Origin of the sequence: Lysobacter sp. OAE881 (assembly GCF_040546665.1) — a bacterium.
GTDB classification, from domain to species: domain Bacteria; phylum Pseudomonadota; class Gammaproteobacteria; order Xanthomonadales; family Xanthomonadaceae; genus Lysobacter_J; species Lysobacter_J soli.
On record NZ_JBEPOG010000001.1, the window covers coordinates 2,931,657 to 2,957,632 of the forward strand.

The window sequence follows — 25,976 nt, forward strand, 5'->3', positions numbered from 1 at the left end:
GTGCTATTCCGCGAACGTGACGCGGTTGACTTCGACCAGGGTGGTTTCGCCCCGGAAGAACAGATCGAGCGCCGCCGCACGCAGGCTGTTACCGCCCTGATGCGAGGCGGCCGCACGCAGTGAGGTCACCGGCGCACGCGTCGCCACGAGTTCGCGCAACGTGTCGTTCATCACCAGGAACTCGGCGACGACGCGGCGTCCCTTGTAGCCGGTGCCGCGGCAATGACCGCAACCGCGTCCGCAACGCAGCGGTTTGCCGACCAGATCGTCCGCAACCAGACCGGACATCGCCAGCGCATCTGCATCGGGCTGGTACGGTTGGACGCATTCCGGGCAATTCACGCGAAGCAGTCGCTGCGCCCACACGCCTACCAGCGCAGATGCCATGCTGTAAGGGTCCACGCCCATGTGCAGCAGTCGGCCGACCACATCGAAGACGTTGTTGGCGTGGACGGTCGTGAGCACCAGATGGCCCGTCAGCGCTGCCTGCACCGCGATCTGCGCGGTGTCCTCGTCGCGGATTTCACCGACCATGATCTTGTCGGGGTCATGGCGCAGGATCGAACGCAGGCCGCGGGCAAACGTGAGCCCCTTCTTTTCGTTGACAGGGATCTGCAGCACGCCCGGCAACTGGTACTCCACCGGATCCTCGATGGTGATGATGTTCTCGTGGCCGCTGTTGATCTCGTCGATCGCCGCATACAGCGTCGTCGTCTTGCCTGAACCGGTCGGCCCGGTCACAAGCACCATGCCGTAAGGCTGCGCGACCAGCCGGCGCAATGTCGACAAGGCGTCCGGCGCGAGGTCCAGGTCCGCCAGCTGCAGCATCTGGTCGCGGCTGCCCGTCAGCGTGCTGCGATCGAGCAGTCGCAGCACGGCGTCCTCGCCATGGATGCTAGGCATGATCGAGACGCGGAAGTCGACCTGACCGTCGCGCACCTTCACGCGGAAGCGGCCGTCCTGCGGCACGCGGCGCTCGGCGATGTCGAGCTCGGACATCACCTTGATGCGCGAGACGATCCGCTGCGCGGTATCCGCACCGCTGACTTCCGACACCGGTACCAGGACGCCGTCAACGCGGAACTTCACGTTCATGCCCGCGGGCGTGGACTTGAGGTGGATGTCGGATGCTTCCTGCTTCAACGCGTCGTACAGGATCGAACTGACCACGCGCACGACGGGGCTCGCGTCGGCCTCGATGTTCTCCAGCGAGAGCAGTTCGTCCTCGCCGACCGCATCGACCGTGCCGAGTCCGCCCACGCTGCCCTGCGTCGCGCGCACGGTCTGTTCTGCCTGCGCGAGGTACGCGCGCAGTTCGTCCAGGTGCGCAAGCCGCAGTGCACAGGCACCGGTAATCGACGACTGCGCCCACTGAACGGTGTCTTCCGCGAATGGATCGGCCAGCACCAGCGAGAGGCCGTGCTGCCCATCGCGCAGGACGACGCAATCGCGCCGGGCGCATTCCACGTACGCGGCGACATCGAAGTCCGGTGTCGCAGCATAGAGTTCGATCGAGGGCATCGGTTCGACGCCCGACAACCGGCCCAGCAGCGCGAGGAACGTGGCAGGATCAGCACCGACCTCGTCCTGCAGCAACTGCAGCCAGGATTGTCCCGCCGCGAGCGCGCGCGCGCGCACGTCGCGCACTTGTTCGACGCGCAGTTCCATCGATGCGGTGGTTTCGACGTTCATTGGCCGACGCTCCCCACCAGGTCAAAGATCGGCGAGTACATCATCAGCACGATCGCGCCGATGATCAGGCCGATGGCCGACATTAAAAGCGGCTCGAACAGGCGCGAGAAGGTGTCGACCTTGCGGTCAAGAGCGATGTCTAGGAAGTTGGCGAGCTTGCCGCTCATCTCCGCCAGCGCGCCGCCGCGCTCGCCCACGCGCAACAGGCTGTCGGCGATCGGCGGAATCAGGCTGGTACCGGAGAGCGATTCGGTGAACATCTGGCCCGAGCGCAGGCGGCCCATCGCGATCAGCAGTTCCGCCGACTGCGCGGGCGTCACGATGCCACGCGCCATGTCCATCGCCTGCACCAGTGGAATGCCGCTGTCGAGCAGCAACGCGAGCGTGCGGTACAGCCGCGACAGGCCCATCGTCACGAAGATGTCGGACAGCACGGGCACGCGCGAGACCTGCGCCAGCGCAACGCGACGACCGGCCTCCGTCCCCGCCAGCCACGCGACGCCGGCGGCCATCGCGGCGAGCAAGGCGCCCGCCGCCCAGGGATGTTGCTGGATCGATTCCCCGAGCCTCAGCAGCATGGCGGTCGCAGTGCCCGTCGGGCGTCCGCTGCCTTCCAGGATCACGCTGAATTTCGGCAGCACGTAGGCGATCAGGAACAGGATCACCGCGCCGCCGACGGCCATCAGCAAGAGCGGGTAGATCGCGCTCGCCGCGACCTTGCGCTTGATCTGGTTGATGCGCGCCTCGTACGCGAGATAACGCTCGAGCGTATCGGCCAGGCCACCACTGGTTTCACTCGCGGCGACGCCGGCGATCAGCACCGGCGGGAATAGCAGGTGCTCGCGCACCATCGCCTGCGAAAGCCGCACGCCTTCACGCAGGCCGCCCAGCAGGCGGCCCAGCACGAGGCGGAACCCGGCATTGGACTCCTTTCGCTCCAGCGCCTCCATGGCTTCCACCACGTTGAGCCCGGCGCGCAGCAGCGTCAGCAGTTCCTGCAGGAACACCGTCGGCGAGTACGACACGCGCGCGGAAGCGCGCTGCTCCTGTATCGGTTCGATGCGCAACACGCGCCCACCCTGGCGCAGCGCCTTGGCACTGGCAGCGCCGGCCGAATCGGCCTCGACCTCCAGCCACTGCGACTGCCCACCGATGGAAACCAGCACCCGATGCTTCACAACCGACCTTCATCCATGCGTCCGTCGGACGCCTGTCCCCTGACTGCGACTACCCGTTCCTTATGCCGCGTCCGGACGAAGCCCCCTCGTCCGGCGCGTGCGCATTGACGCTGTCAGCCGCCGGTATCGACACCGACGTCGGCATCATCGCCTTCGCCGCCCGGCCGACCGTCCTTGCCGTACGAAAACAGGTCGTAATCGCTTGCCACCCCCGGCACGCGATAGATATATGGATGGCCCCACGGATCGGGCGGTACGCGCCCCTGCAGGTAGGGCCCGTTCCACTTGGGCATGCCCTCAGGGCGCGTCGTCAACGCGGACAGGCCCTGTTCGGACGACGGGAAGTTCCCGGTGTCGAGCCAGTACGCATCGATCGCCTTGCGCAATGCATCGATCTGGCCGAGCGCGGCGGTGCGCTCGGACTTGCCGATCTGCTGGAAGTAACGCGGCGCCACATACGCCACCAGCACCCCGATGATCACCACGACCACCAGCAGTTCCAGCAGCGTGAAACCCGCCGCGTTGCGACGCACGTCCTTGCCCATCACCATCCCCTCAATATCCACGACAACGGCGGCTGCTGGTTGCCCACGTCCGTCCGGCCGACCAGGATGATGTCCTGGCTGCTGACCACCGATTCGTTCTGGTCCACCGCGCCAAATGTCAGCGCCCCCCACAGCACGGTGAAGCCCGGTGCCTTGTCGACGACCGCGAACACGCCGCCGACGCGAGGACCGATATTAGTCAATACCGGACGATAACGGTACGTCCACAGGCCCGTCAGCCAGTCCCGCTTCTTGCTCACCAGCTGGTAGCTGGTGATGGCCAGGCCCATGTTGATGTCGAAGTCCTGGTTCACCACGGTGCCGTTGATTGGCGCCGCCGAGACACCGATGAAGTCCGGATCGGACGTGGCGGCCTTGCCGACGGTGATCGTGATCGGCTGGTCGCCGTCCTGCACCTTGTCGTGCACGGCGACGACCGTGACCGACTGCGGTGTCGACCAGTTCGCGGGCGTGAACACCAGTTCGCGCGGCATCACGTACGCCTCGCTCGCATCGTTCACGCTCACCGGCACGGTCACTGCCGCCGTCGGCGCGCGGCCGAGGCTGACCGCGATGACACCCGTGTCCTTGCCTTCGCGCAGGCTCATCGACGTGCGCGGCGTAGCGACGATGGTGCCCTGCTGCTGCGGCGAGGGCACCACTACCCTGCCTGGTGCGTAGGCGCGACCCATGCCCTTGTCGTCGTAGATCACGCCGTAGATCGAGTACACGCCCGGCGGCACGCCCGCGGTATTCCATGCGTACGAGCCCGAATGCGTGCCCGCATCCTGACGCAGCCCATCGACGATGCGCGTTCCCGCGTAGCCGGACCCGGTCGCGTCGTAATACAGCGCGATCGTCGGCTCGATCGCCGGACCGTTGCCTTCCCACGCGATGACCGGGTTGCCGTCGCGCGCGTCGACGAGCGTCGCCGGCTTCGTCAGCGAGATCGTGGGTGTCACATACGTGCCCGTGCTGATGAACAGCGTCATCGTCGGCGACCACGCGCTGGCCGCGCCGGACGGATCTTCGGCGCGCACGCGCCAGTAATGCGTGGCCTTGTCGGCCAGCGCCGCCGTGGACTGCCAGTACAGTCCCGTCGCCACGCCGCTGGACACCAGCGACTGCAACGCGCTATCGCGATAGACCTCGAAGCGATAGCGCAACGGGTCTTCGTCCGGATCGAGGGCGGCATGCACCTCGAACGTCGGATGCAGCGTGGAGACCCACGAGCCCTCGCCCGGGTTCGCCGGCACCGGGACGGCAGGCGTTTCGTTCTGCGCGTTCAAGCGGAACGTGCCGCCGACCCAGGCGCTTTCAGCGCTGCCGTCACTAGCCTTCACGCGCCAGAAGTAGCGCGTGTTCTCCAGCAGCTCGGTCGCGGTCCAGCGCGTGGTGCCATCGCTGCCGGTGGGAACCGCGTCCGATGCACGGCGGTTCGACGAATCGAACGTGTTCACCGTATCGACTTCAAAGCGGTACGTCAGCGGGTCGTTGTCGGCATCGGTCGCGTTGGCGGCCACCAGCGTCGCAGTCCCGGCCGTGGCGACATCCACGCCGTTGAGCGGGCTCACCGGGGTCGGCTCGGACGGTGCCGCGTTGCCGGTGTGCACGGTGAACGGACGCAGCGGCGTCATCGTCTGCGCGCCGTGCTCGTCGGTGGCGATCGCGCGCCAGTAATACGTGGCGTGGTTGGTCAGCGGCACCTGCACGATCCAGGACGTGGTGCCGCTCGCATCGGGCGCGAGGTTCGTCACGGCGTCATGGCGCTGCGCGAGCGTGGCGTCGGTGAACACCTCGAACGCGTACGTGATGGCATCGCCATCGCGATCCTGCGCGTTGGTCAGCGACAGTACCGGCGTCACCGTGTCCACCTGCGCGCCGGCGGCGGGTGCGGTCAGGTTGAAGGTGTCCGGCGGATCGTTGAACAGATTGACGAAGAACGAACCGTCCACCCAGGCGCTGTTGATCTCGCCCTCGGCGAGCGCACGCGCCCGCCAGTAGTAATGGCGGTTGTCGTCGAGATCGTCCGAAGGCTGCCAACCGGTCGGCTGGCCGGCGGCGGTGTTCTCCGGCACGGTTCCCTCGCCCAGCCTTTCGGTCATTGCGGCGTCGGCGTAGAGCTCGAAGTGCACGCTGCGCGTGGGATCGTTGCTGGCTTCTCCGGTCACGACCTGCAATTGCGGACGCAGCGCCGGCACTTCGGCGCCCGCCAGCGGCGCGAACAGTACCGGGATCGCCGGGCCCGGCGGCGGTTCCTTCGATTCGACGCGGATCTTCGCCGAGCGCGTGCCCGTCAGGCTGCCGTCGCTGGCGAGGTAATTGATCAGGTATTCGCCCGCCTGCCCCACCGCGGGCACCCAGTCGAAGATGCCGAGGCCTTCGCCCTGGTCGACGAAGGTCGCACCGGTCGGCAGCGGTTCGGCCGCCAACGTCACGGCGCGCCCCATCGGGCTCGACGCTTCGACCAGGAAGCCGATCTGATCGCCCTCCTTCACCACGCGATCGGGGATGAACTGCAGCACTGGTGGCTTGGGATCGCTGGACAGCTCGTTGAACACGACGTCGTACGCACCCGGCGAATTCACGTCGAACACGTTGAACCAGTATTCCCACTGTTTGGTGTCGGCGTTCTTCGCCTTCGACAGCCAGACGTTTTCCACTGCCATCGCCTTGGCGTCGGCGCGCATGACCGGGCCCAGCGCTTTCTGCCCTCGATACGGATCGGGCTTGCGCACGTAGAAGAAGCCCTGCGTCGGCGGCAGCGTCAGGCGGTAATTGCCGCTGGCCGCGGTGAGGGCTGCCTCGTTCGAGCGGTCGGCGACGTCGCTGTCGGGACCGGCCGACTCATAGACTTTCAGCGCGGTGCCGTCCTGTGCCAGGAAGTCGCGCACGAAGTCGCGGCCCGGCAGGTCGACGCGGACGTCGCGCAGCAACAGGTGTGCGTTGGTCGCCTGCAGCAGCGAGGTCAGCGCGCCACCCAGTTCGTCCGAATGCGTGAACGTCGCCGTGAAGTCGACGAACTTGCCGGCGAGGTTGCTCTCCATCTGCCAGCGGCCCATCTTGCTGCTGCTGGACGGGATATCGCCGAAGTTGATGAGCAGGGAGTTGGTCGTCGGCAGATCCTGCACGTAGCTGCCGATGATCTGGAAGTTGATCGCAAGCCCCTGCTCGTTCTCAACGATGCGCGGCTGCGCGGAGGCGATCTTCAGCTCCTTGGCCGGCGCCATGCCCGAGTTCTTCACGCGCACGCCGAGCGTGTAGGGTTCCGGCGCCTCGATGGCCGGCGTCATCGGATCGTCCGCGATGACGTCGCGGGTCAGGAAGTAGTCCAGCGTGAGCGACGGCAACGGCTTGACCGTGATCGCGTCGGGGTTGAGTTCAAGGACGTGCGTTTCGGTGCCGAAGCGGTAGCGCAGTGTCGCGCCGACCAGGTAGCGCTTGCCGAATGGCGTCGTGCCCGCCGCGCCAGGCGCCGGGATCAGCATCCAGTTGACCGTGGCTGTCGAACCGCCGGCGACCTGCCCGCTGCCGTCGGTGTTGTCGATATTCTGCTTCTGCGTCTGCCGCAGGAAGAACTTTGCGCTCAGGTCGTTGGGGTCGGTGGTGATCGGGATCGGCAGACCCGTTTCATCCGTGACCTTGACCTCCACCAACACCTCGGTCAGCGGCGTCACCGGCAGCGCATTGGTGATGCGCATCTCTGCATCGAACGCCTGCCGCTCGAGCGTCAGCTCCTGCTTGATCTCGATCTTGACGCGAGCGCACACGGTCTCCTGCGCGTGCGCGGGTGCGCACGCAAAGAGGCCAAGCCACAACGCAAGCGCACCCCAGGCGCTTTTCCTTGTTTTTTGCACGAGTTCCTTTCCCCTGAACTTGCTTCCGCTGTTGCTTCACGATCGTCATCGGCTCCCCGCGCGATGACTTCCATGCCGTACGACCGGCACTAGCTCCAGGCATACGCGATGATGCGCCAACCCGAGACCGCAGCCGGCGGCCACCGTCTTCACTGCGCGAAGCATCCCCACCCATCATTTCGACCGCCGAGTGCATTCGCTTTCTGCTGCAACTCATCCTCGAAGGCGTCGATCTGCCCGTGGTCGGGAATCATGTACTTAACCACCGTTACATCCCACGGCAGCTTCTCGACCACGTCGGATCGTCGGTATTTCACCTCGTATCCTTGCTCCTTAAAGTGCTTGGCGAAAGCGAGCGCTTCGCTTTCACCGGGCAGTACAACGGTGAAATCAATGTTCCGCGGCTTCGAAAGATCGTCGCCGCCTTCAGCCATTTGACGCAATACCTGGCCGTTCTCATCACTGGGAAAATCAGTTGTCATCATGGGCACCTTGTTCGCTAATCACCGTCTTGCTCTCGCAACTTCCTGCCGGGCGAATTGATCTTGTTGTAGTTGTTGTTGCCTGGGCCGCCATCGGCCTGAATCCGGCGGTCCTCTTCCTTGAGCGCCTCGCGTTCGCTCGCTGCGGGAGTGTGCTTGCTGTCCACCACCGGATCATTATGCTCCTTGGCCTTCTCGGCCGCAGATTGTCTCATGCGGTCTTCGGTTCCCTTGCCGTGGTACTTCGTGCCGCTTGCATGCGTATTGGTGTACGTCCCGGTGGGCTTCTTCGAGCTGGGCACAACCTTCTTTGCTGCGTCGTCGGCGGCCTTCGGGGCAATGTGCGGCGGCTTTACGCGCGGAGGCTTGATTTTCGGCCCACGAAGGCGACCCCAGTTGAGTGGGTTCAGGCACTCAAGCGCGCAGTTCTTTGCGTTTTCACCGAGGTCGACGCAGCCTCTTGTGACGTAGTCGACGATTGAACTCTGCACCATGCAGGCGGCCCAGCACCTTGCATAGGCCGCGGCCGCCGCTCGTGCCATCGCGCCGACGGGAATAATCAACACGGGCAACTCACCCGTGGGATCCATGAACACCGTTGGCGAAGCGGAAGCGTAGACGTAGTGGTTCAGGCCACCTTCGAGGCCCAACGGATCCTCGGAGATGTAACGACCGATAGTCGGGTCGTAGTAACGCTGCAGGTTGTAATGCAGACCCGTTTCCGGGTCGTAATACTGCCCGGGAAGGCGCCATGGCTGCTCGATCATCGCCCCGGCGAAAGGCCTGGCCTCGCCAAAGGCACTGACAGAGTCCGCCTGCCAGACGATCTGACCGTCCTTGTCGGTCAGGAGGCGGGGCATCCCGGTGGGATCGTGGTGGTAGTAGTAGTACGAGCCACCACTACGCATGAACGTCGGCAAGGTTCCGTAGGGCCGCTCGGGAAGCCAGCCGAAGCTGCGCACGACCTGACCGTTAGCATCCAGTTCCGCGAGCAGGCCTTCCTCGGCCTGAAGGTATACCCGGACGCCCGCCTGGATGCCGGGAACCTGGCCCGCTGCCGCGGCAGTTACTTCCTTCCGGATGCGGTAGCCGAACGGATCGTAGTCGTAGCGCGCGAGGACTTCTGCTGCGCCGTTACGTACTTCGACCAGACGGTTGTACCCGTCGTAAGCGTAGTGCGTGGTGCGTCGCGGCTCCTGGACCCTGCCGTCGACGCGCCGCACGAGGTTTCCCGAAGCATCGTACTCATAGGAAAACGGGCCGCGCTCAAGCAGCCGATTCGCTTCGTCGTATTGCCAGGTGTTCTCTACATTCTGATCGCTCGTCCGGTTCGACGCGGCATCGAGGACGAACTTCTCGGCCGTGCCGAATCCGGCTGGATTGGCTTCGACCAGGCGAAGGCTTGCGTCGTACTCATACGTTATCTCGCGACTCTGCGTGGTGCGGCGAATGACCTCATCCCGCAAGCCGTACACGCTGGACTGGTCGAACAGCGTTGCCTGGCTGGGGCCCCGAACCCGCAACCGCGTCTGGTTCAACAGGCCGTCGAGCTCGAACTCCTGCACGGTGCCGCCTGGAAGCACCACGCTCTTCGGCGCCGTCCAATGGCGCCCGGAAACCGTTATCGAGCCTTCGCCCGGTATCTCGAGCCTCTCGAAATCGCCGTTGCCATCGTACGAGTACGCAAGCACGACCCCGTCAGGACCGGAGGTCGTCTTGAGCTGTCCATTCGCGTGATAGGTGTAGTGGCGCGCCATCGCAACGCCGCGCACGGTCACCGTCTCGCTGAGAAGTCGACCCGCGTCGTCGTATGTGAGGGTGGCGCTCGCGTTGTCCGTGGCCCATGCGGACAGACGATTTCCCGCATCCCAGTCAAATGTGTGCGTCTGCTCCAGGCTGCCGTCGGGGCGGAATGCCTTGCGCGTCTTGAGGTATCCGGCAGGATCGAACATGAGTGCGATGCGAACTCCGTTCGCACGGCTCACTTCCGCCAGGCGGCCCGCATCGTCATAGCGGTATTCGGTCTCCTCGCCTGCTGCACTGGTCTCCTTGACAAGCTTGTTTCGACGGTCGTACTCGAGACGCCTGGTATGCCCCAGCTCATCGGTGACCGAAACCAGATTGTCTCGCCGGTCATACGCATAGCGGACTTTGTCGCCCAGCTCATTGGTCGCCTCAAGCAGGCGGCCCAGCGCGTCGTAGCTGGCTCCACTGACCTTCTCATAAGGATCGGTCTGGGATGTCTCAAGACCGCGTTCGTCGTACGTACTGGTCGTCGATCGAGTCGTGCCATCGACTACTGCGACGGAACGGGACGCCCAATTGCGGCTGTTGTAATAAAGCAGGCGCTGCCACGTCGGGTAGCTCACCTTGGTGACCAGGTACCCGCCCCTGTCCGTGCCATCGGGCTCGGCATAATCCAGGCGCGTAATGTTGCCCGTGCCGTCCGTGACCATCGTCAGGCGGTCAAAGGCATCGAAGCCGAAGGCCACTTTCTGGCCGGAGGCGTTTTCGCTTCCCTTGAAACGCCCCGCGAGGTCGAAGCTCAGGCGCTCGTAAGCGCCTGTTGGGTCGGTCACCTCACGCGGCCTGCCAGCGCTGTCGTACTCAAGCGCGGTAGTGGCCTTCCGCGCATCCGCCACGCTTTTCAGGCGTCCTGTCTTGTCGTACTCAAAACGGGACTCCCGCTGATTCGGATCCGTGGACGAAAGCCAGTTTCCGTCAGCGTCGTAGCCATACGTCCACTTGTGCCCCAACGGATCGATGGCACGTGCGAGGTTGCCTTGGGCGTCGTACTCGTACTGCCATAGCTTGCCCTCGCCATCGACAAGCTCCCGTGCATTGCCATTCGCGTCGTATCGCAAAGCGAGCACAACATCAGGATCGGTTCCGCCATCGGGACGGCTTCCACCCTTGCGGCGGACCACTTCGGGCTCGCCTCGGGCGTTTACTTCGTACTCGGTGATCTGCTCGTCCGGTGTGTCAGCCGCAACGATCAGGCGGGTCAGGTTTCCCTTGCCGTCGTACTCCATTCGCGTTTTCACGCCGGCTGCGTCGACGATCTCCTTCGGATCCAGCGACGCAGCCTCATAGCTGATGCTCACCGACGATCCATCGGGATTGGTTTCCCGGGTTACCTCGTCGAAGTTGTTCCGGTCGATCCTGGTGACGTTGTTGCGTTCATCGATGTAGCTCAACGACGACCAACTGCCCTGTGTGCTCATCAGCACCTTGCCGTTGACGTCGCGACGGGAAGGTCGGCCTTCCTGATCGAAATAGGTGGTCTCGACACGACGGCCGCTGTCCGTCTGCGGGTACCTTGCGGTTATGCTGAACTCCTTCTTCAGCTTGTCGTAGCCGTAGTCGAAATCGGTGACGCCGCCATCCGGCGCCTTGATGCGTCCCACGCGCGCCGTCACGCCGTAGCTGATTTCGGTCACGCGACCTTCCGCGTCGGTGACCTTGGTCACCTTGCGACGCGTATCGACGACGAAGCCGGTCGCGGCGCTGGTGGTCGTTGCGCGGGCATTGGTCGGCTCGCCCGAGCCACCGGTATTCGGCGCACCGTACCCGCCGTCGTAGTCGTAGGCCACCGAGTCGAGCGAGCCGTAGTCGAACGAGGTCGGGTTGCCGCGCGCATCGATCACCGTGCGTAGGCGGCCATCCCCGTCGTACTGATACTTCACCCGGCGGATGCTGCCGTCGAAAGGCGTGTGGTCGCGGACTTCACTGATGAAGTCGGCGTTGCCGCCCGTGTACAGCAGCGTGAACACGGTGCGGCCGTTGTCATCGAGGACGCGTTCGACCTGGCCGTGCGAGCCGTATTGCATCCAGACGCGTACATCGTTGCGGTCGCCGTAGCTGGTGATGCGGCCGAAGTTGTCGTACTCGATCCACGCGCCGCTGCGATCGGTCCAGCGGAAGCCGTTGACCTGTACGGTCGCCATGCCGCCCTTCCCCGGCCTGCCAGTGGAAGGATGCGCGTCAGGGCCCGCGCTGACGGGGAGTGCCGGCACTTGTTGGGGCCGCAGCACGAAGCGCGGATGCTTGCTGCTCACCCACGACGTGCCATCCGAGCTGCGCGTGAACCCCACGCCCATGCGCGCAACGAACTGGTCGGCGTGCGGATCGCTCGCCGGGCTGCCGTCCGCGTTGCGGCCGAAGTACGGGTCGTTCGGGATTCGGGTCTGCTGGACTTCGTTCTCGGGGTTGCCGAACTGGATGGAGCTACCGGAGCTGGCGGTGGTGTCGCAACTGCTTACCCCATCCACGACCGTGCAGGAGTAGAACGCGCCGATCGAGGGATACATCGCCTTGTTGTACGAAGGACGTCCCAGGCCCGACCATTGGCGGTTGAACACCCACTGCTTGCCGTCGAAGTCGCGGTTGATGCGCACGTAACCGCCCGGCACCTTCACCTGCAGGTCGTCCTGCACGATGAAGAAGTCGCCGTTGCGATTGCCCAGGCCCATCCAGCCGTTACCGCCCAGTTGGAACTGCGTCTGCGCGCTGGCCGTCGATCCGACCAGGAACAACACAAGCACCGCCAGCCACTGCCGACCACGATTCATCAACATCCGCCCCGTCCCTTGCATCGTGTATTCGCGCAGCTGCGCGAACACGTCCCCATGCGGCCGCATCACTGGCCGCCCTCCTTGCCATCCGATCCGCTCGGGTTGTCGCAGTCGCCCGACCCCTTCGCGCATAGCGGCACGCCCGGCATGCCGCCATAACCCGGACCGCCGGAACCGCCCCAACCACCGCCGCCCGGGCCACCGGAGCCACCCGGGCTCGGTGCCGGCGTGCCCACCGGGCACGACGTGCGCTCGACGTAGAACCAGTTCGCCGACGAGCCGCAGTTCTTGCTCAACTGTCCGTTCGCGCACGTGTATTCGCAGACGACAGGCATGCGCGCGGTGTAGGTATAGCAACCCGCGGTACCACTGACGCTGCCGGCGGTGCTGCTTGCCGACGACGATGCGCCGCCGGAACCGCCAGTGCTGGCCGCGCCCGCTGCGCCACTCGCGCCACCATCACCCCCATCGGACGAACTGCTCACGGCCGCTGTTCTTGCGAACGCGTTGACCTGCAGTTCCCCACCCGACTGCGCAGCAGCACCGTCGTAGTAGCCGTACGGACGCAGCGCGATCACGCGATACGGCAGGCGCACGCGCTGCTTGGCTTCCAGACTGGTCGGCGGCTGCGCCAGGAACTCGAACTTGTAGTACTCGTCCGCGCCCGGCGGCTGCGCGACGACGTTATCCGCGCGGATCAACCCGTAGTTCGTCAGCACCAGCTCGCCCTGGAACACCTCGCCCGGCGCCATCTTCGGCAGGTTGATGCTCGTGGGTTGCAGCACCACCACCGGTGCGGGCACGTCGGTTTCGAAGGTCGCGTTGAGGGTGATCTCGTAGCGGTCCTCGATGGTGATCTCGCGCACCGACCATTCCACCTGGATCAGGCTGTATTCCAGGAACACCGACTGGTTCACCGTCAGGCCCGGCTTGACCGACACGCGACCGCCGGCTTCCTGGTGGTTCTGCGCGCTCGCCTTGAAGCGATAGCTGCCGGCCGGCAGGTTCTGGAAGTACGCCTCGCCGTACGCGTCGGTGGTCAGTTCGAAGCTCTGGCTGACCACCGCCTCGTTCTGCAGGAAGATGCGCGCGCCGGCCAGGCCCGGGATCAGGTTGCCGTTCTTGTCGCGCGTGGCCGTGTAGATGTCCGACGCCTTGAACAGCAGGTTGCCGATGCCCGACTGGGTGACCGAGACGAACACATTCACCGTTTCGGCCGGCAGGTTGGCACCGGAGACGCGAAGCACGAACTCGTGGATGCCTTCGGCGACGTTGGCGTCCGGTGCGACGTTGATGTCGACCGTGCGCTTCTCGCCCACTCCTATGCTGCCGAGCGCGCGGTTCGATGCCAGCGTGATCCAGGACGGCGCCGCGTTGCCGCTCTTGTCGAGCAGGTCGACGACGACCTCGTTCATCGCCACGAAACCCTTGTTCTCGAACACGACCTGTTCGATCGCTGTCTGGCCGCGCGCCAGGCCCGCCTCGACGTAGTTCGGCGTGGCGTACAGGGCCGGCTTGGCCTCGGTCAACGTGTAGTCGACGTTGAGCAGCGCCAGCGGTGCGGTGCCGGAACCGTCGCTCACCACCGCCAGCACCAGGCGCCCGCTCAGCGCGGCGCTGTTGTCGCCCGACACGCTCACCGGCAGCGCCAGATCCTGCTTGGGCGCGATATTGATCGGCTCCGGCAGCAACACCTTGATGCCGGCCGGCAGTGTGCCGCTTGGCTGGTACTCGGGTGCGTATATCACGCGCAGGTTGCTGGCCTGCGAACCGGTGCCCGAACGCGCACGGAAGTCGATGCGGTACGCGTAGTTGCGCGGCACCGTCAGCTTGAACGGCGTCGGCGTGATCTGGATGCGGTTGATCGTGAAGCTGGCCTGCTCCGGACGGTCGGTCATGTCCGGATGGATCGCACCCACGCGGTAGCGGCCGGCATCGGTCAGCGTCGGCGCGAACACGTAGCGGAAGCCGCCCTGCGCATCCGTCATCACGTCGGTCAGGCGCTCGAAGCCTTCCTGGTTGAGCGCGATCTTCAGCGGTGCGTTCGGCACAGGCGCCTGCGTTGCGCGATCGACGGCGCGGCCGAGGATGGTGATCTGGCTAGCGCCGAAGGACACCACGGGATCGACCGAGATGACTTCGCCCACGTACGGCGTTTCGACCAGCTCGACGGCGCGTTCGCTGCCCATGCCGGGGATCGCCACTTCCTCCGCCTGGCCCGTGCTGTAGCGCAGCTTGTCGACTTCCAGCTTCAGGCGCACGTGGTCGGGCGCGCTGGCCGGCACCGGCATCTCGAAGACATCGGACACGTAACGCTGCCCCGGTGCGATGCGTGCCACCGTGAGGCCCTGCGACAACGTGATCACGCCCGCACCCGTGGCCTGGCGGTACGGCACCGTGCTGAGCAGATTGCCGTCGTTGTCCATCAGTTTCAGGCGCAGTTCGTTGGACGCATCGCGACCGAAGTTGCGCGCCGTCAGTAGTTCGACCTCGACGTCGGAGGTGTTCTCCACCGTCAGGCGCACCTTGCCCGTCGCGCCGCGGGGTGAAGCCCTGTGCATCGAGTCCGACCACCAGCGCGCTGTCGACGACCGATACCTGCTGGTCGCGTCCGATGCGCATGCGCTCGCCTTCGCTCTCCTGGTTTTCCAGCAGCAGCGTTAGCGCCGCGGGATTCGGCAGGTCTGGATAACCGCCCACCACCAGTGGCACCACCTTGGTGGCGTTGCCGGCGAGCGGGAAACCTTCGGAGCGGAACTCGCGCGAACCGACCTTCGCCACGATGGCGGCAGTGCTGAGCGCATCCGACGACAGGTTCGTCACCTGCACGTTGAGGCGGTTCATGACGTTGCGCTTGAGCGGCAGTCCGCCGACCACCTGCAACGATGCGTTCGGCAAGACGATGCCGCGCGCCATGCGCACGCCGTTGGCATCGACCGCTTCCACCGTGTAGCGGCGCTCGCCGCCGGTGTAGCCGGTGTCGGTGAGCGTGGTCGCGGAGATCGGCTCCGGCGTCAGCTTGAAGCGTCCTTCGCCTTCGCCCACGTACACGTCGTAACCCACCGCGCCGCTGCCGTTGGCCGTCCACGTCAGCACCGGCAATGCGGTGCCGAGCTGGTCGACATGCAGCGTCTTGACCGGCAGCAGGCTGAAGTTGAGGTAGACCGAGTTGGAGATGGCGGATTCATTGCCGGCGGAATCGACGGCGGTCACCACGTACGCGTGCTGGTCCTGCGACGGCACGGCATCCACGATCTGCGTGGTCTTGATGCCCTGCTTGAGCGGCGTGAGGCCGGCGACGGAAGTGATCGTCGACGTCGCCGCGCGGTACAGGCGATAGCCCGCCGGCGCCGTGCCCACTGGCGGCTGCCACGTCGCGAGCACGCCCTGCGGGATCAGGCTCAGCACGAGGTTCTGCGGCGCGCCCGGCGCGGTGCGGCTGGTCGTGGCCTGGGCGACCAGCGACTGGCCGCTCACCGTTTCTTGGCCGTTGGAACTGCGCACCGATGCGACGGCGTAACGGTACACACCGTCGACCGGCGTGCTGTCGTCGGCCTGGGCCTGCACGGTGCGCGACAGTTCGACCAGCGCGGTTTCTCCCGGTGCCTGACGGTAAACCTGGTAGCCCGTCGCACCTTCGACCGCCTGCCACTGCAGGCTCACCTTGCCGCCCGGCGCCGCGGTGGCCGTCAGGCCCAGCGGCACGTTCAGCGCGGGCAGTTCGCCTTGGTAGACCTGCGCTTGGTTGGATGCGGTCACGCGGCTGGACGAATTGCCCAGCGCATCCTCGGACTGGTGGATGAGGCTCAGCAGTTCCGGTGATGCCTGGCCTGCATCGGCCGGGAGCTCGAACCGGACGCGCCACGTTTCCGCGTCGATGCGCTCCGGCGCGGCCGTCGCTATCGGCGTGCGGCCATTGCCGGAGAGCTGGTAACGCACGACCGGGGTCTTGCCCGTAGGCATGGCTTCGCTGAAGCCGAGCGTCGCGGTGATCTCGCGTTGCGCATCCACCTTGATCGGGGACTGCGGATCCAGCGCGATCCGGATCAGTTCCGGCCCGACCGTATCGACGCGCACGGCGGCGCCTTCGCGCACTTCCACGCCACGGTTGCCGGCCATGTCGCGCGCCGAGAACAGCACGTTGGCCATGCCGCTGCCGCTGCCCGACGTGAGTGTCAGGCTGCCTTCGTAATGCGTGTCGTCGCGCTTGATCAGGTCCACCGGCACCGGCAGGCCGCCTTCCGGCACGAGGCTGAAGTACGGCGTGCCGTTCAGCGGCTCGCTCACGGTGACGCGGACATCGATGCGGCCCTGGCCGTAGGTCTGGCTGTCGGCGTCGAACGCGCCCTTCGCGGTGTACTCGACGCGCTCCGCCACCGGCGCGGTGCGGTCGATGGAAGCGCTGGCGAGATTGGTCGGCGCGCTCGGCGTGCCCGCCGCGTTCACCGCGACGATGCGATAGAAGTACTGGCCGTCGGCGGCAGGCGCGTCTTCATAGGCGATCGCCGACGCCGCCAGTCGCACCAGCTTCTGAGCTTCGCCAATGCCGGCGAATTCGCTGGTCGAACGATAGATCTCGTGCGCGACGACGTTCGTATCGCTCGCCGCCGCCCACGTCAGCCGGATCTTCCCGCCCGTCGCCACCGCGGCGGCCAGACCTGACGGCGCGGACGGCACGGTCACGTCCAATGTCACCATGGTCACGGCACTCCTGGTGCTGGTGCCGTGCGAATCGCTGGCCGTCGCCTGCAGGCGGTTTTCGCCTGCCGCCAGCGTGACCGGCGCGGAGAACCGGCCGTCGGTACCGGCCGTGACGGCAGCACCTGCGGCGGCATCGTTGACCAGCATCTGCACGCTGCTGCCGGCCTTCGCGTTGCCCGACACGGTCAGCGAGGCGTTGCGCGTCACCAGACCGTTCGCGGGCTGCGTCAGTGTCGGCGCGGCCGGCGGTGCGTGAGCGACGGTGATGGTGTATTCCACCGTGCTCTGGTTGGCCAGCGAGTCGAACGCGCGCAGCGCCAGTGCATGCGAACCGTTGGCGATGTCCGTCAGGTTCAGCAGCGCGGTGTACTGGTTCGTGCCCGTCGCGGTCGCGACGAGGACACCGTCCAGCAGCACTTCGATGCGCGAGATCGCGCTGCGGTCGCTCGCGGAGAACGCCAGCGTCGTGCTGCCGGTGAAGGTCGCACCGTTGGCCAGAGCGACGCCGTTGGCCTTGATGTCGCCCAGCTGCGGGCCTTCGGCGTCCGGCAACGGCGCGCTGTGCGAGACGGTCACCGTGAGGCGCTGTTCGGCCGTGCGTCCGGCCTCGTCGGTGGCGATGGCCTTGATGACGTAGTTGCCGTCGGAAACGCTGTCGGTATTCCAGGCGTACGCATACGGCGCCGTCGTGTCGGTGGCGAGCACCGCGTCGTCACGCAGGATCTGTACCTGGCGCACGCCGGAGGCGTCGCTTGTCTGGACTTCGATGTTCACCGACTCGCGGATCACGCTGCCCGCGGACGGACTGGTGATGGACACCTGCGGCGGCTGCGTGTCGATCAGCACGCCGCCAACCAGGACCGCCGTCACGACGGTGCCGGTGGGATCGCGGAACTGTACCTGGACGGTCTTGCGTCCGTCGCCCGCGGACACGTCGAAGTCCACGTTCGCGCGGCCATTGGAGAGCGGACGGAACGCGACGCCGCCGAATGCGTTGTTCTCGGCAATGCGGAATTCGGTGGCGTTGATGCAGGACAGTTCGAGCGCGACGCGGTTATGTTCGTAGTACGGCGCCGGTGCGACCAGGCGCACGGACGGATTGATCAGCGGCACGGCGGTCAGGAAGCCGGCGTAGTTGACGCCCGGCGAGACAGCGTCGCCCTGCCCGCCGGGATTACCGGACGCGTCGCGCGGTCCGGTGGAGTGGCCCCACCAGTTGCCGGTGGCCTGGAGGACGACCGAAGGCCAGCGGTTCACGATGGCCTGTTCGCGGTTGCCCGAGAACTGCGTCGAACCGATCGTTGGCGCGCTGTCACGCTCGGCGTCCAGGCCGATGCCGTTGCGAAGGAAGCTCGATCCGGTGATCGCAGGCGAAGCACCTTCGCGCAGTCGCAGGCCATTGGTGTTGTCGGTCAGCTGCAGGTACTTCAGCGTGGGACTGACGCCGCGCAGCGTGAGCGCGGCGCCGTCCTGGTCGCCGCCGGCGTAGCGGATGCGCACGTCCTCGAACGTCATCGCGCCGAACGCCTGCGCGGACTTCTCGATGCGAACGCCCCGCCAGTCGCCCGCTGCGGGCGCACCGAACCCGGCGCCCGCCTCCCCGGCGATGTCATCGTCCTTCTGGCTGGTGAACGCGACCCCCTTGCCAGCGGACAGTTTGTCGCGCACGACCAGTTGGGCGTCGTCGCCGAACTTCACCACTACGCCATCGCCAACGGTCAGGTCCGCGGCGCCGGTCGTCCATGACGTGCATGCCAGCAAGGCCACGCACGCGGCGGCGATAGCGCGCCGCGGAGCACGACGCAACTTCCTGCTGGTGTGTTCGGATTGACTCATGGTGACCGCACGTCCCTGCCTGCGTTGTATCCAGCTGCCGATGCCGGTTGCTTCAACCCTTGAAGCCGATCGCGCTCAATGTTTCGTAGGGCATGTCGAAGGTCCTGCCGCTGCCGGTCACCAGTCGCGCACGCGCGCCGCCGTCCAGCGCGATGGTGACTTCCACCTTCTCGACGCGTTCGTTGCTCGCCAGTCGCGACAGCTTTTCGCTCAGCGCATCGTCGCCCAGCGCCGCGACGACGACGGTGTAGGTCGTCGTTGCCTGCAGCGTGCTGGAGCCCTGCGGCAGCACCACGGACACCTGCGCGGTGCCGGACGCCGTCGTGCCGGTGATCGCGGGGCTGATGGCTTCGCTGGGCATGCCGTTCACCGGCACCACGCGCAGCTGCACGGTGTTGCCAACCGGGACGTTGGTCGTTTCGAACGTGACCACCACCGGACCGGTGGTGCTTGCCGGGAGGCTCACGTCGTTGCTGCCGGTGGGTACAGCCGCAACCGCCTGGCCTGCTACCGCGGAGATGCGCAGTGCTGGCGCGTTGGCAATGAACACCGGGCCGATGTCACCACGCACGAATGTCGGCTGCGACGTGCCGCTGAAGGTGATGGATTCGCCTTCGATGCGGATGCGGCCTTCGGAGCCGCCATAGTTGTTACGGCCGTCGTAGCCGCAGTACTGGCGGCGGCTGTTGTTGTAGTTGATGCAGCCGCCGTTGGCCAGGACCGACCCGTTGCCGGCGACGGTCGTCGCGACCAGGCGGATCGCGCCGCCGGAACCACCGGCGCCCTGGCCGCCCGTACCCGTGCCCGCATGACCCGCGCCGTCGCCGCCGGTGGCGTCAATGCTGCCGGTGATGCGCAGGGTGCCGGACGAAGCGATGAGAACTGCACCGCCGCCACCGCCGCCGCCCGAACCCGGGAAGTTGGTGCCGCCACGTCCGCCACCGCCGCCCGAGCCACCTGCCAGCGGCTGCAGCAGCGTCGAGCCGTAGGAGAGTCCGACGGGGCCATAATTCGCCGCGCAGTTATATGTCGAGTAGTACCGATAGGCGCTGTTGGCATAGCCCCCGCCGGTGCCGGGGTATTTGTAGTAGCCGCCTTCCGGGGTGCATCCGTTCTCGCCTTCAATGCCACCCGGTCCACCACCCGGTCCGAGTCCAGCACCGCCACGCACGATCGTTCCGCGCAATTGGGCGTCGCTACGTCCACCGCGGCCACCGCTGAAACCACCCGGTCCACCTTCGCCCGGCAGGCCGTCGTCGGCCTGCGCGCCGTCGCCATAGGTACCGGTGGCTTTTCCGTCCGTACCGCGCACGTCCAGCGTGCCGGCGATGGTCACGTCGCCACTGGCCAGGATGTAGGCCGGCGTGTTTGCGGCGTTGCGCTTGAACTTGACGGTGACGCCCGCCGGGATGTTGATCGTCGTGTAGTTGAGGATGCCCGACGGCGGAAGCTGGATCTCCATGCCGGCCGTTGCGTTCAACGCGCCGTCGGCGCCGGTGCTGCCGCTGTCGAACGCAGCCCATGCCGTCGGCGCGAATGCAGTCGCCGTGAACGCAAGCGCCAACGAGGCGCGCACAGGGAGGCGTGAGTGTTGGGTCATGGCGTGGGTCCTTGGGCGGTTACGCGTTGCATCGCGCGAAGGTCGATGGCGGGTCATGGCCGGCTCAGCTCCTGAAACCGATCGCGCTCAGCTGCGCGTACGGCACTTCGAACGACTTGCCGCTGCCGGTGATCAACTTCGCGCGTGCGCCGCCCTGCAGGGCCACGGTCACTTCGATCGTTTCGACTTGTTCGTTCTGCGCCAGGCGCGAAAGCTTTTCGCGCATCGCTTCATCGCGAAGCGAAGCGACCGTGACCGTGTAGGTGGTCGTCGCCTGCAGCGCGCTCGGGCCTTGCGGCAGCGTCACAGATGCGGTCGCGGTAGCGGCACTCGCGCTACCGGCGAGCGCGCCGCTGACCACGGTGCTGGCCGTGCCGTACGCGGGAATCACGCGGAGCTGGATCGTGTTTGCCCAAGGGCACGTTGGTAGTTTCAAACGTCACCACTACCGGACCGGTCGTCGTGGAAGGCAGCGTGACGTCGTTGGTGCCCGTCGGAACGGCGGGAACGGCCTGTCCGGCCACCGAGGCGATGCGCAGCGAGGGCACGCTGGCCAGGAACACGGGGCTCACGATGCCGCGCACATACGCCGGGGTGGTCGTACCACTGTATGTGATCGCCTCGCCCTCGATGCGGATGCGACCATCGGAGCCGCCGTAGTCGCTGCTGCTACCGGTCGAACCGCAACGCTGCCGGCGCGCGTTGTTGTAGTGGATGCAGCCGCCAGCCGCGTTGAGCGTGCCGGTGCCGGTCACCGTCGACGCGACTAGGCGGATGCCACCGCCCGATCCGCCTGCACCCTGTCCACCGACGCCCGTACCGGCAACGCCGCCGCCATCGCCACCGGTCACATCGATGCTGCCGGTGAGGCGCATCGTTCCAGACGAGGCGATGACGATGGCGCCCCCCACCACCTCCGCCTCCGGAGCCCGGATAGTTGGTGCCGCCGCGACCTCCGCCGCCACCTGAGCCACCGACGAGCGGTTGCAGCAGGCTCGATCCGTATGGTTCGGTCGCCGGCGTGGTCATCGAGCAATTGCTCGAATAGACCTTGATGACCTTGCTGCCGTACGCGCCGCCGATGCCGGCATGTTTGTAATAGCCGGTCGTGGCATTGCATCCGTCGGTTCCCTCCACGCCTCCAGCACCGCCGCCTGGCCCGAGCCCCGCGCCACCACGAATGATCGCCGCGCGTTGCTGCGCATCGTCGCGACCGCCGCGACCGCCATCGAAGCCACCCGCACCGCCCGCGCCCGGAATGCCGTCATCGCCCTGCGCGCCGTCGCCATACGTACCGGCATCCTTGGCGTCGTCGCCGCGCAGATCGATGGTGCCGGCGATCGTCACGTCGCCGCTGGCCAGGATGTACACCGGCGTATTGGCGGCGTTGCGCTTGAACTTGACGGTCACGCCGGTCGGAATGTTGACTGTCGTGTAATTGAGGATGCCCGACGGCGGCAGCTCGACTTCCGTGTTGACGGTGGGATTGAAGACGCCATCGGCACCGGTGCTACCGCTGTCGAAGGCAGCCCAGGCCGTCGGTGCGAACAGGGTCGCGACGAGCGCCGCCGTCAGCGATGCACGGTTCGGCAGGCGGGAATGCTGGTTCATGGCGTAGCTCCTTGAGCGCAAGTGCGTTGCATCGTGCAAAGGTCGTTGGGTGGAAACCGGCGATCGCATTCCTGCGCGCCAACGCGCGCAGCACGGCCGGAAGTCAGGGCGAATCGAATGCCGATTGGACGGTGCGTGGTCATGGGCCGGCCACCACCGTGATCGTGTTGGCGACGCCCGGCGTCGAGGACGTGATCCCGCCCGGCACCCTCAGCTGAAGCACGCGCGTGCCGGGCGTCGCGTCGGCATCGATGTGAACGGTGATCTTCAGTTGTTCGCCGGTGGCGTCCTGCGACCACACCGGCGCGCCGATCTGCGCGAGTCCCGAATCCGGTGCGAACGTCGCGCCGGTCACGCCGGCGAGATCGCGGCCGCGCACGGTCAGCGTCGTGGTTTCACCGGCGGTGAGCACGATCGGCGACACCGAATCCATCGTCGGCACGCGCCCGATGCCGAACAGCGAGGCGTCGCCCGACACCCAGGCCAGCTCGCCATCGCTCGTGCGCAGTCGCAAGCGGCGCGTGCCCAGCGCTGCGTCCTGCGCGATGCTGATCGACGCCTCCAGGCCGGTGCCTGCCGCATCGACCGACACTGGACCGAAGAGGATGCCCGCGGACGGCACGGCTTCCACCGCAGTCACCTGCGCGAGGCCGACGCCGTGGATCCGCAGGGTGTCGGACGCGCCCTGCAGCCAGCCATCGACTGACTTGCCGCGCGCCGCACCACCAACCACCAGGCCCACGGTGCGTGCGATCGGCGTCAGATCGATCGGCTGCGGCGGGACCGTTTCCTCGATCACCAGCACGCCCACGGTCGGTGCGACGAGCGCGCCGTCGTAACTCTGGCCCAGGTTGTCACCCACGCGCACGCCGATCGCCGCCGACAGGATGGCCGGATAGCTCGGGCCGACCTGGTTTGCCAGCGCCACGGTGTTGGCAGGAGACGCATCGGTCGCGGAATCGCCCGCAGCGGTGGTCACGATCATCCGGCGCGGGCCGGCGGCACTTCCTGCCGCGACCTGGACGGCGAAACCGAGCGTTTTGCCGCCTTCGCTCACGGTGAAGGGGCGGATCACCGTGATGCCATCGGTCGGCACGAAGCGCACGTCGGTGACGTTGTCCAGGTAACGACCACGCACCGTCATGCCCTGCGCGCTGGCGCCGATCGCCAACACCTGCGGCGAGACCGATTCGACGACCGGCAGCGGCGTGGACACCAGGAACGTACCGTCCATGATGTTGGCGAATGCCAGCGGACCACTCGTCGTACCGAGCACCAGGCGACGCAGGCCAAGCGCCGCATCGGCCGCAACCTGGATTGTGAAGCTCAGCTCGCTGCCATCGGCGCTCGCGGTCGGCGAGCCGACGGTGAGCCCTGTCGACGGTACGAGCGAGACCGTCGTGACGCCCTGCAAGCCTTGTCCGCGCACGTTCACGGTTACCGTTGAACCGACGATGCCGATACGCGGCGTCACGTTTGTCGCGCTGGCGCCCACGACCACGCCGACGTGCTGCATCAGCACCGGCACGATCTGCTGCGGTTCAACGACGGGCTGTCCCACCGTCACGCCGACCAGCGGCGCGGTCCAGCCGTAGGTGGAGGCGATGGCACCGACCACGTGCAGTGTGTTCGCGGCGCTGGCCTCGCCCGCGCTGATGCCGGTGGCGTTGGATGCCTGCACGATGCGCGGCCCCAGTGTGGCATCCGCCGCGACGGACACGTTGGCGGTGAGCTCGGTGCCGTCCGCGTTGACTGTTGGCTGCGCGTCGACTTCCAGGCCGCTGCCGGGCGTTACCGCCAGCTTGGCGTTCTGCAGGTTGCGTCCGCGCAGGACCATCGTGACGGTCGAATTGCGCGCGACGTCGATCGGCGTGATCGAATCGATGCGCGGCAGGCCTGCCGCCAGCATCACGACGGCACGCGACGGATCGGCGAAGGTCAGCAGCGAACCGTTGTTGTCGCGCACGACCACGCGTCTGGGGCCGATCGCCGCGTCGCCCGCTGTCGTCACCGGAACGCTGAGTACGGCACCATCCGGCGAGACGGTCGTGGCACCGAGCGTCACGCCATCGGCGGGAACGATCGACACCAGCGAGCCTGGCGGGATCGCGTTGCCCCGGACCTGGAACGTCTGCGTCGTGCCCGCGGCCCAGCCGGCGGGCAGCACGTCGGCCAGCACCGCGCCCACGCCGATACCGACAATGCTGTTGGGCCTGAACTCGATCGGATCGGCCTGCACGCCCTCGCCGACTTTCACGCCGACCGGCAATGCGTAGCTCGTGTTGACGCCGCGGAAATCGGGCGTGATGAAGATCGGCGTAGAGCTGTTGCCCAGGGTCGCCGACTGCGCCAGCAGCGTCACCGAACCCTGCGCGATCGGCGTGATCGTGACACGCGCGGTGACCTGCCCGGCGGCGATGGTCAGCGAGGTCGGAGTCACGGTGGCCTTGGCCGCATCCGACACCGAGAAATTGAGCGTGTGGTCGCGGATGTCCGGCTTGGACAGTCGCAGCGTGATGTCGTGCGCCTTGTTGTCCGGTGGCATCGCGATCGGCGTGGGTTCGAAAGCCACCGTCGGCGGTACCGGCATCTGCACGGCGAGGTTCGTCGAATTGGAAAGCAGCGCGGGCGCACCCGCGTCAGGATGCGGATTGCGCACCTGCAATGGCAGGACCCCGGCGATGGTCTGATTCGGCAGCGATGCGCGCAGCTGCGTCGCGCTCACGAACTGAGTCGGAAGCGCAGCGGAATTCACCAGCACTTCCGACCGCGCACTGAAGTTGCGACCGGTGACGAGGATGTCGGCAACGCCGCTGCCCGCGATCACGGTCGCGGGCTCGATCTGCGTAACCGCCGGCATCGGCGGCGTCACTGTCAGTGCATTGGGCAGCACGAGTTCGCCCGCGTCCACGCGCAAGGACAGCGCGGCCGGGCCGAGTGCGGCATCGGCGTTGGCTTTCAGCTGGAAGCTCAGTCGCGACGACGTGCCGCCGCCTATTGGCGTGAGCGTCAATCCGCTGCGATCCGCCGAACCGGCGCCGAAGCCATCCAGACGCACGCCGTCGACGGCTACTGACAGCGTCTGACCCTGTTCGATCGTCGCCGGCGTCACTTGCGTCACCGTCGGCGAGCGGCCGACCGACAGCGTGCCGGCGCGCACCACGTACGCGATGCCCGACAAATTCCACTTCACGCTTCCGACGATGTCGCCGGCAGGAACGTCGATGCCATTGATGTCGTTGCCGCTGGCCTGGTTGCCGACGCCGGAGGGCGAAGCGGACAGATCGATGCTGATCGCCGGCCCCTGGTTATTGCGGATGTCCAGGTAGTTGAATACCGGCGCGGAGCCGTTCACGACGAGGCCTCGTCCGTGCTCGATACGTAGGTATTCAAGGCGCGCGGTGGGCGCCGTGCCCGGACCGAACCGCCATGTGCCGTAGTCGCCCGGCGCCGGCGTCCCGCCACGCAACGACTTGATCGAAAGCACCTTGATCGGCTGCGCAGCCGTGCCGATGGCGCGTACGCTGCCAGCCTGCACGTCGAAACTCGCGCCGGCTTCCATGTATACCGACACGCCCGCGTCGATAATCAGCGTCGCGTTGCTCTGCACGAGCACGTTTCCAGACACGACGTACGGACTGCCGGAAAGCGTCCAATGCGCATCGGTGGCGATGCTGCCGCTCACCGCCGTTTCGGCGTGCGCGTCGCGGGCGAACACGAGCGACAGCGTCGCCAGCATGAGCAGGGCAAGCAGTCGCCAGAACGCTATGGCACGCGCCGGTTCCACGCACTGCGTCATTTCGACGGGGTGGTGTGTTCCGGACGCACGCGCACGCGCGCAGCCTGGCCTCTCAGGACAGAGCGGCATGGTGGGATCAGCTCGTGTGCGCGATCAGCGAC

General features: G+C 66.5%; 11 protein-coding genes. All 11 read right to left on the reverse strand.

The genetic code is table 11. From position 1 onward, the window contains the following. Positions 1 to 3 precede the first annotated feature (3 nt). The 11 genes from ABIE51_RS13600 to ABIE51_RS13650 all read right to left on the reverse strand — a co-directional run bounded on the left by ABIE51_RS13600 (position 4) and on the right by ABIE51_RS13650 (position 25,863). Positions 4 to 1,692, reverse strand: a complete 1,689-nt coding sequence (locus tag ABIE51_RS13600; protein WP_354504278.1) for a GspE/PulE family protein — start codon at positions 1,690 to 1,692, stop codon at positions 4 to 6. Beyond that, the gene (locus ABIE51_RS13605; RefSeq protein WP_192631133.1) at positions 1,689 to 2,858 is read right to left on the reverse strand and encodes a type II secretion system F family protein; all 1,170 of its coding nucleotides are present in this window, start codon (positions 2,856 to 2,858) and stop codon (positions 1,689 to 1,691) included. The genes ABIE51_RS13600 and ABIE51_RS13605 overlap by 4 nt, the downstream gene beginning before the upstream one ends. 125 nt (positions 2,859 to 2,983) lie before the next feature. Further along, positions 2,984 to 3,436 (reverse strand): type II secretion system major pseudopilin GspG, encoded by a 453-nt coding sequence (gene gspG, locus ABIE51_RS13610; RefSeq protein ID WP_253335468.1) that lies wholly within the window; start codon positions 3,434 to 3,436, stop codon positions 2,984 to 2,986. Next, on the reverse strand, positions 3,415 to 7,185 hold the full coding sequence (locus tag ABIE51_RS13615) for a fibronectin type III domain-containing protein (RefSeq protein WP_192631134.1): 3,771 nt from the start codon (positions 7,183 to 7,185) through the stop codon (positions 3,415 to 3,417). The genes gspG and ABIE51_RS13615 overlap by 22 nt, the downstream gene beginning before the upstream one ends. Positions 7,186 to 7,421: 236 nt before the next feature. Then, positions 7,422 to 7,754: a ribonuclease E inhibitor RraB gene (locus tag ABIE51_RS13620; RefSeq protein WP_354504281.1), complete on the reverse strand. Its 333-nt coding sequence runs from the start codon at positions 7,752 to 7,754 to the stop codon at positions 7,422 to 7,424. Positions 7,755 to 7,771: 17 nt separating this feature from the next. Continuing rightward, positions 7,772 to 12,376, reverse strand: coding sequence for an RHS repeat-associated core domain-containing protein (locus ABIE51_RS13625; protein WP_192631136.1), 4,605 nt, complete (start codon positions 12,374 to 12,376; stop codon positions 7,772 to 7,774). A 2,052-nt stretch (positions 12,377 to 14,428) separates the two neighbouring features. Then, complete coding sequence (locus ABIE51_RS13630; RefSeq protein ID WP_354504283.1) at positions 14,429 to 18,865, reverse strand: fibronectin type III domain-containing protein; 4,437 nt, start codon at positions 18,863 to 18,865, stop codon at positions 14,429 to 14,431. Positions 18,866 to 18,917: 52 nt separating this feature from the next. Next, positions 18,918 to 20,465, reverse strand: coding sequence for a hypothetical protein (locus ABIE51_RS13635; RefSeq protein ID WP_192631138.1), 1,548 nt, complete (start codon positions 20,463 to 20,465; stop codon positions 18,918 to 18,920). A gap of 64 nt (positions 20,466 to 20,529) precedes the next feature. Continuing rightward, complete coding sequence (locus ABIE51_RS13640) at positions 20,530 to 20,856, reverse strand: hypothetical protein (RefSeq protein ID WP_354504286.1); 327 nt, start codon at positions 20,854 to 20,856, stop codon at positions 20,530 to 20,532. A 278-nt stretch (positions 20,857 to 21,134) separates the two neighbouring features. Further along, entirely contained in the window at positions 21,135 to 22,076 is a 942-nt protein-coding gene (locus ABIE51_RS13645; protein ID WP_354504288.1) for a hypothetical protein, read from the reverse strand. Positions 22,077 to 22,215: 139 nt separating this feature from the next. Next, positions 22,216 to 25,863: a choice-of-anchor Z repeating domain-containing protein gene (locus ABIE51_RS13650; RefSeq protein WP_192631140.1), complete on the reverse strand. Its 3,648-nt coding sequence runs from the start codon at positions 25,861 to 25,863 to the stop codon at positions 22,216 to 22,218. Between the last annotated feature and the right edge of the window lie 113 nt (positions 25,864 to 25,976).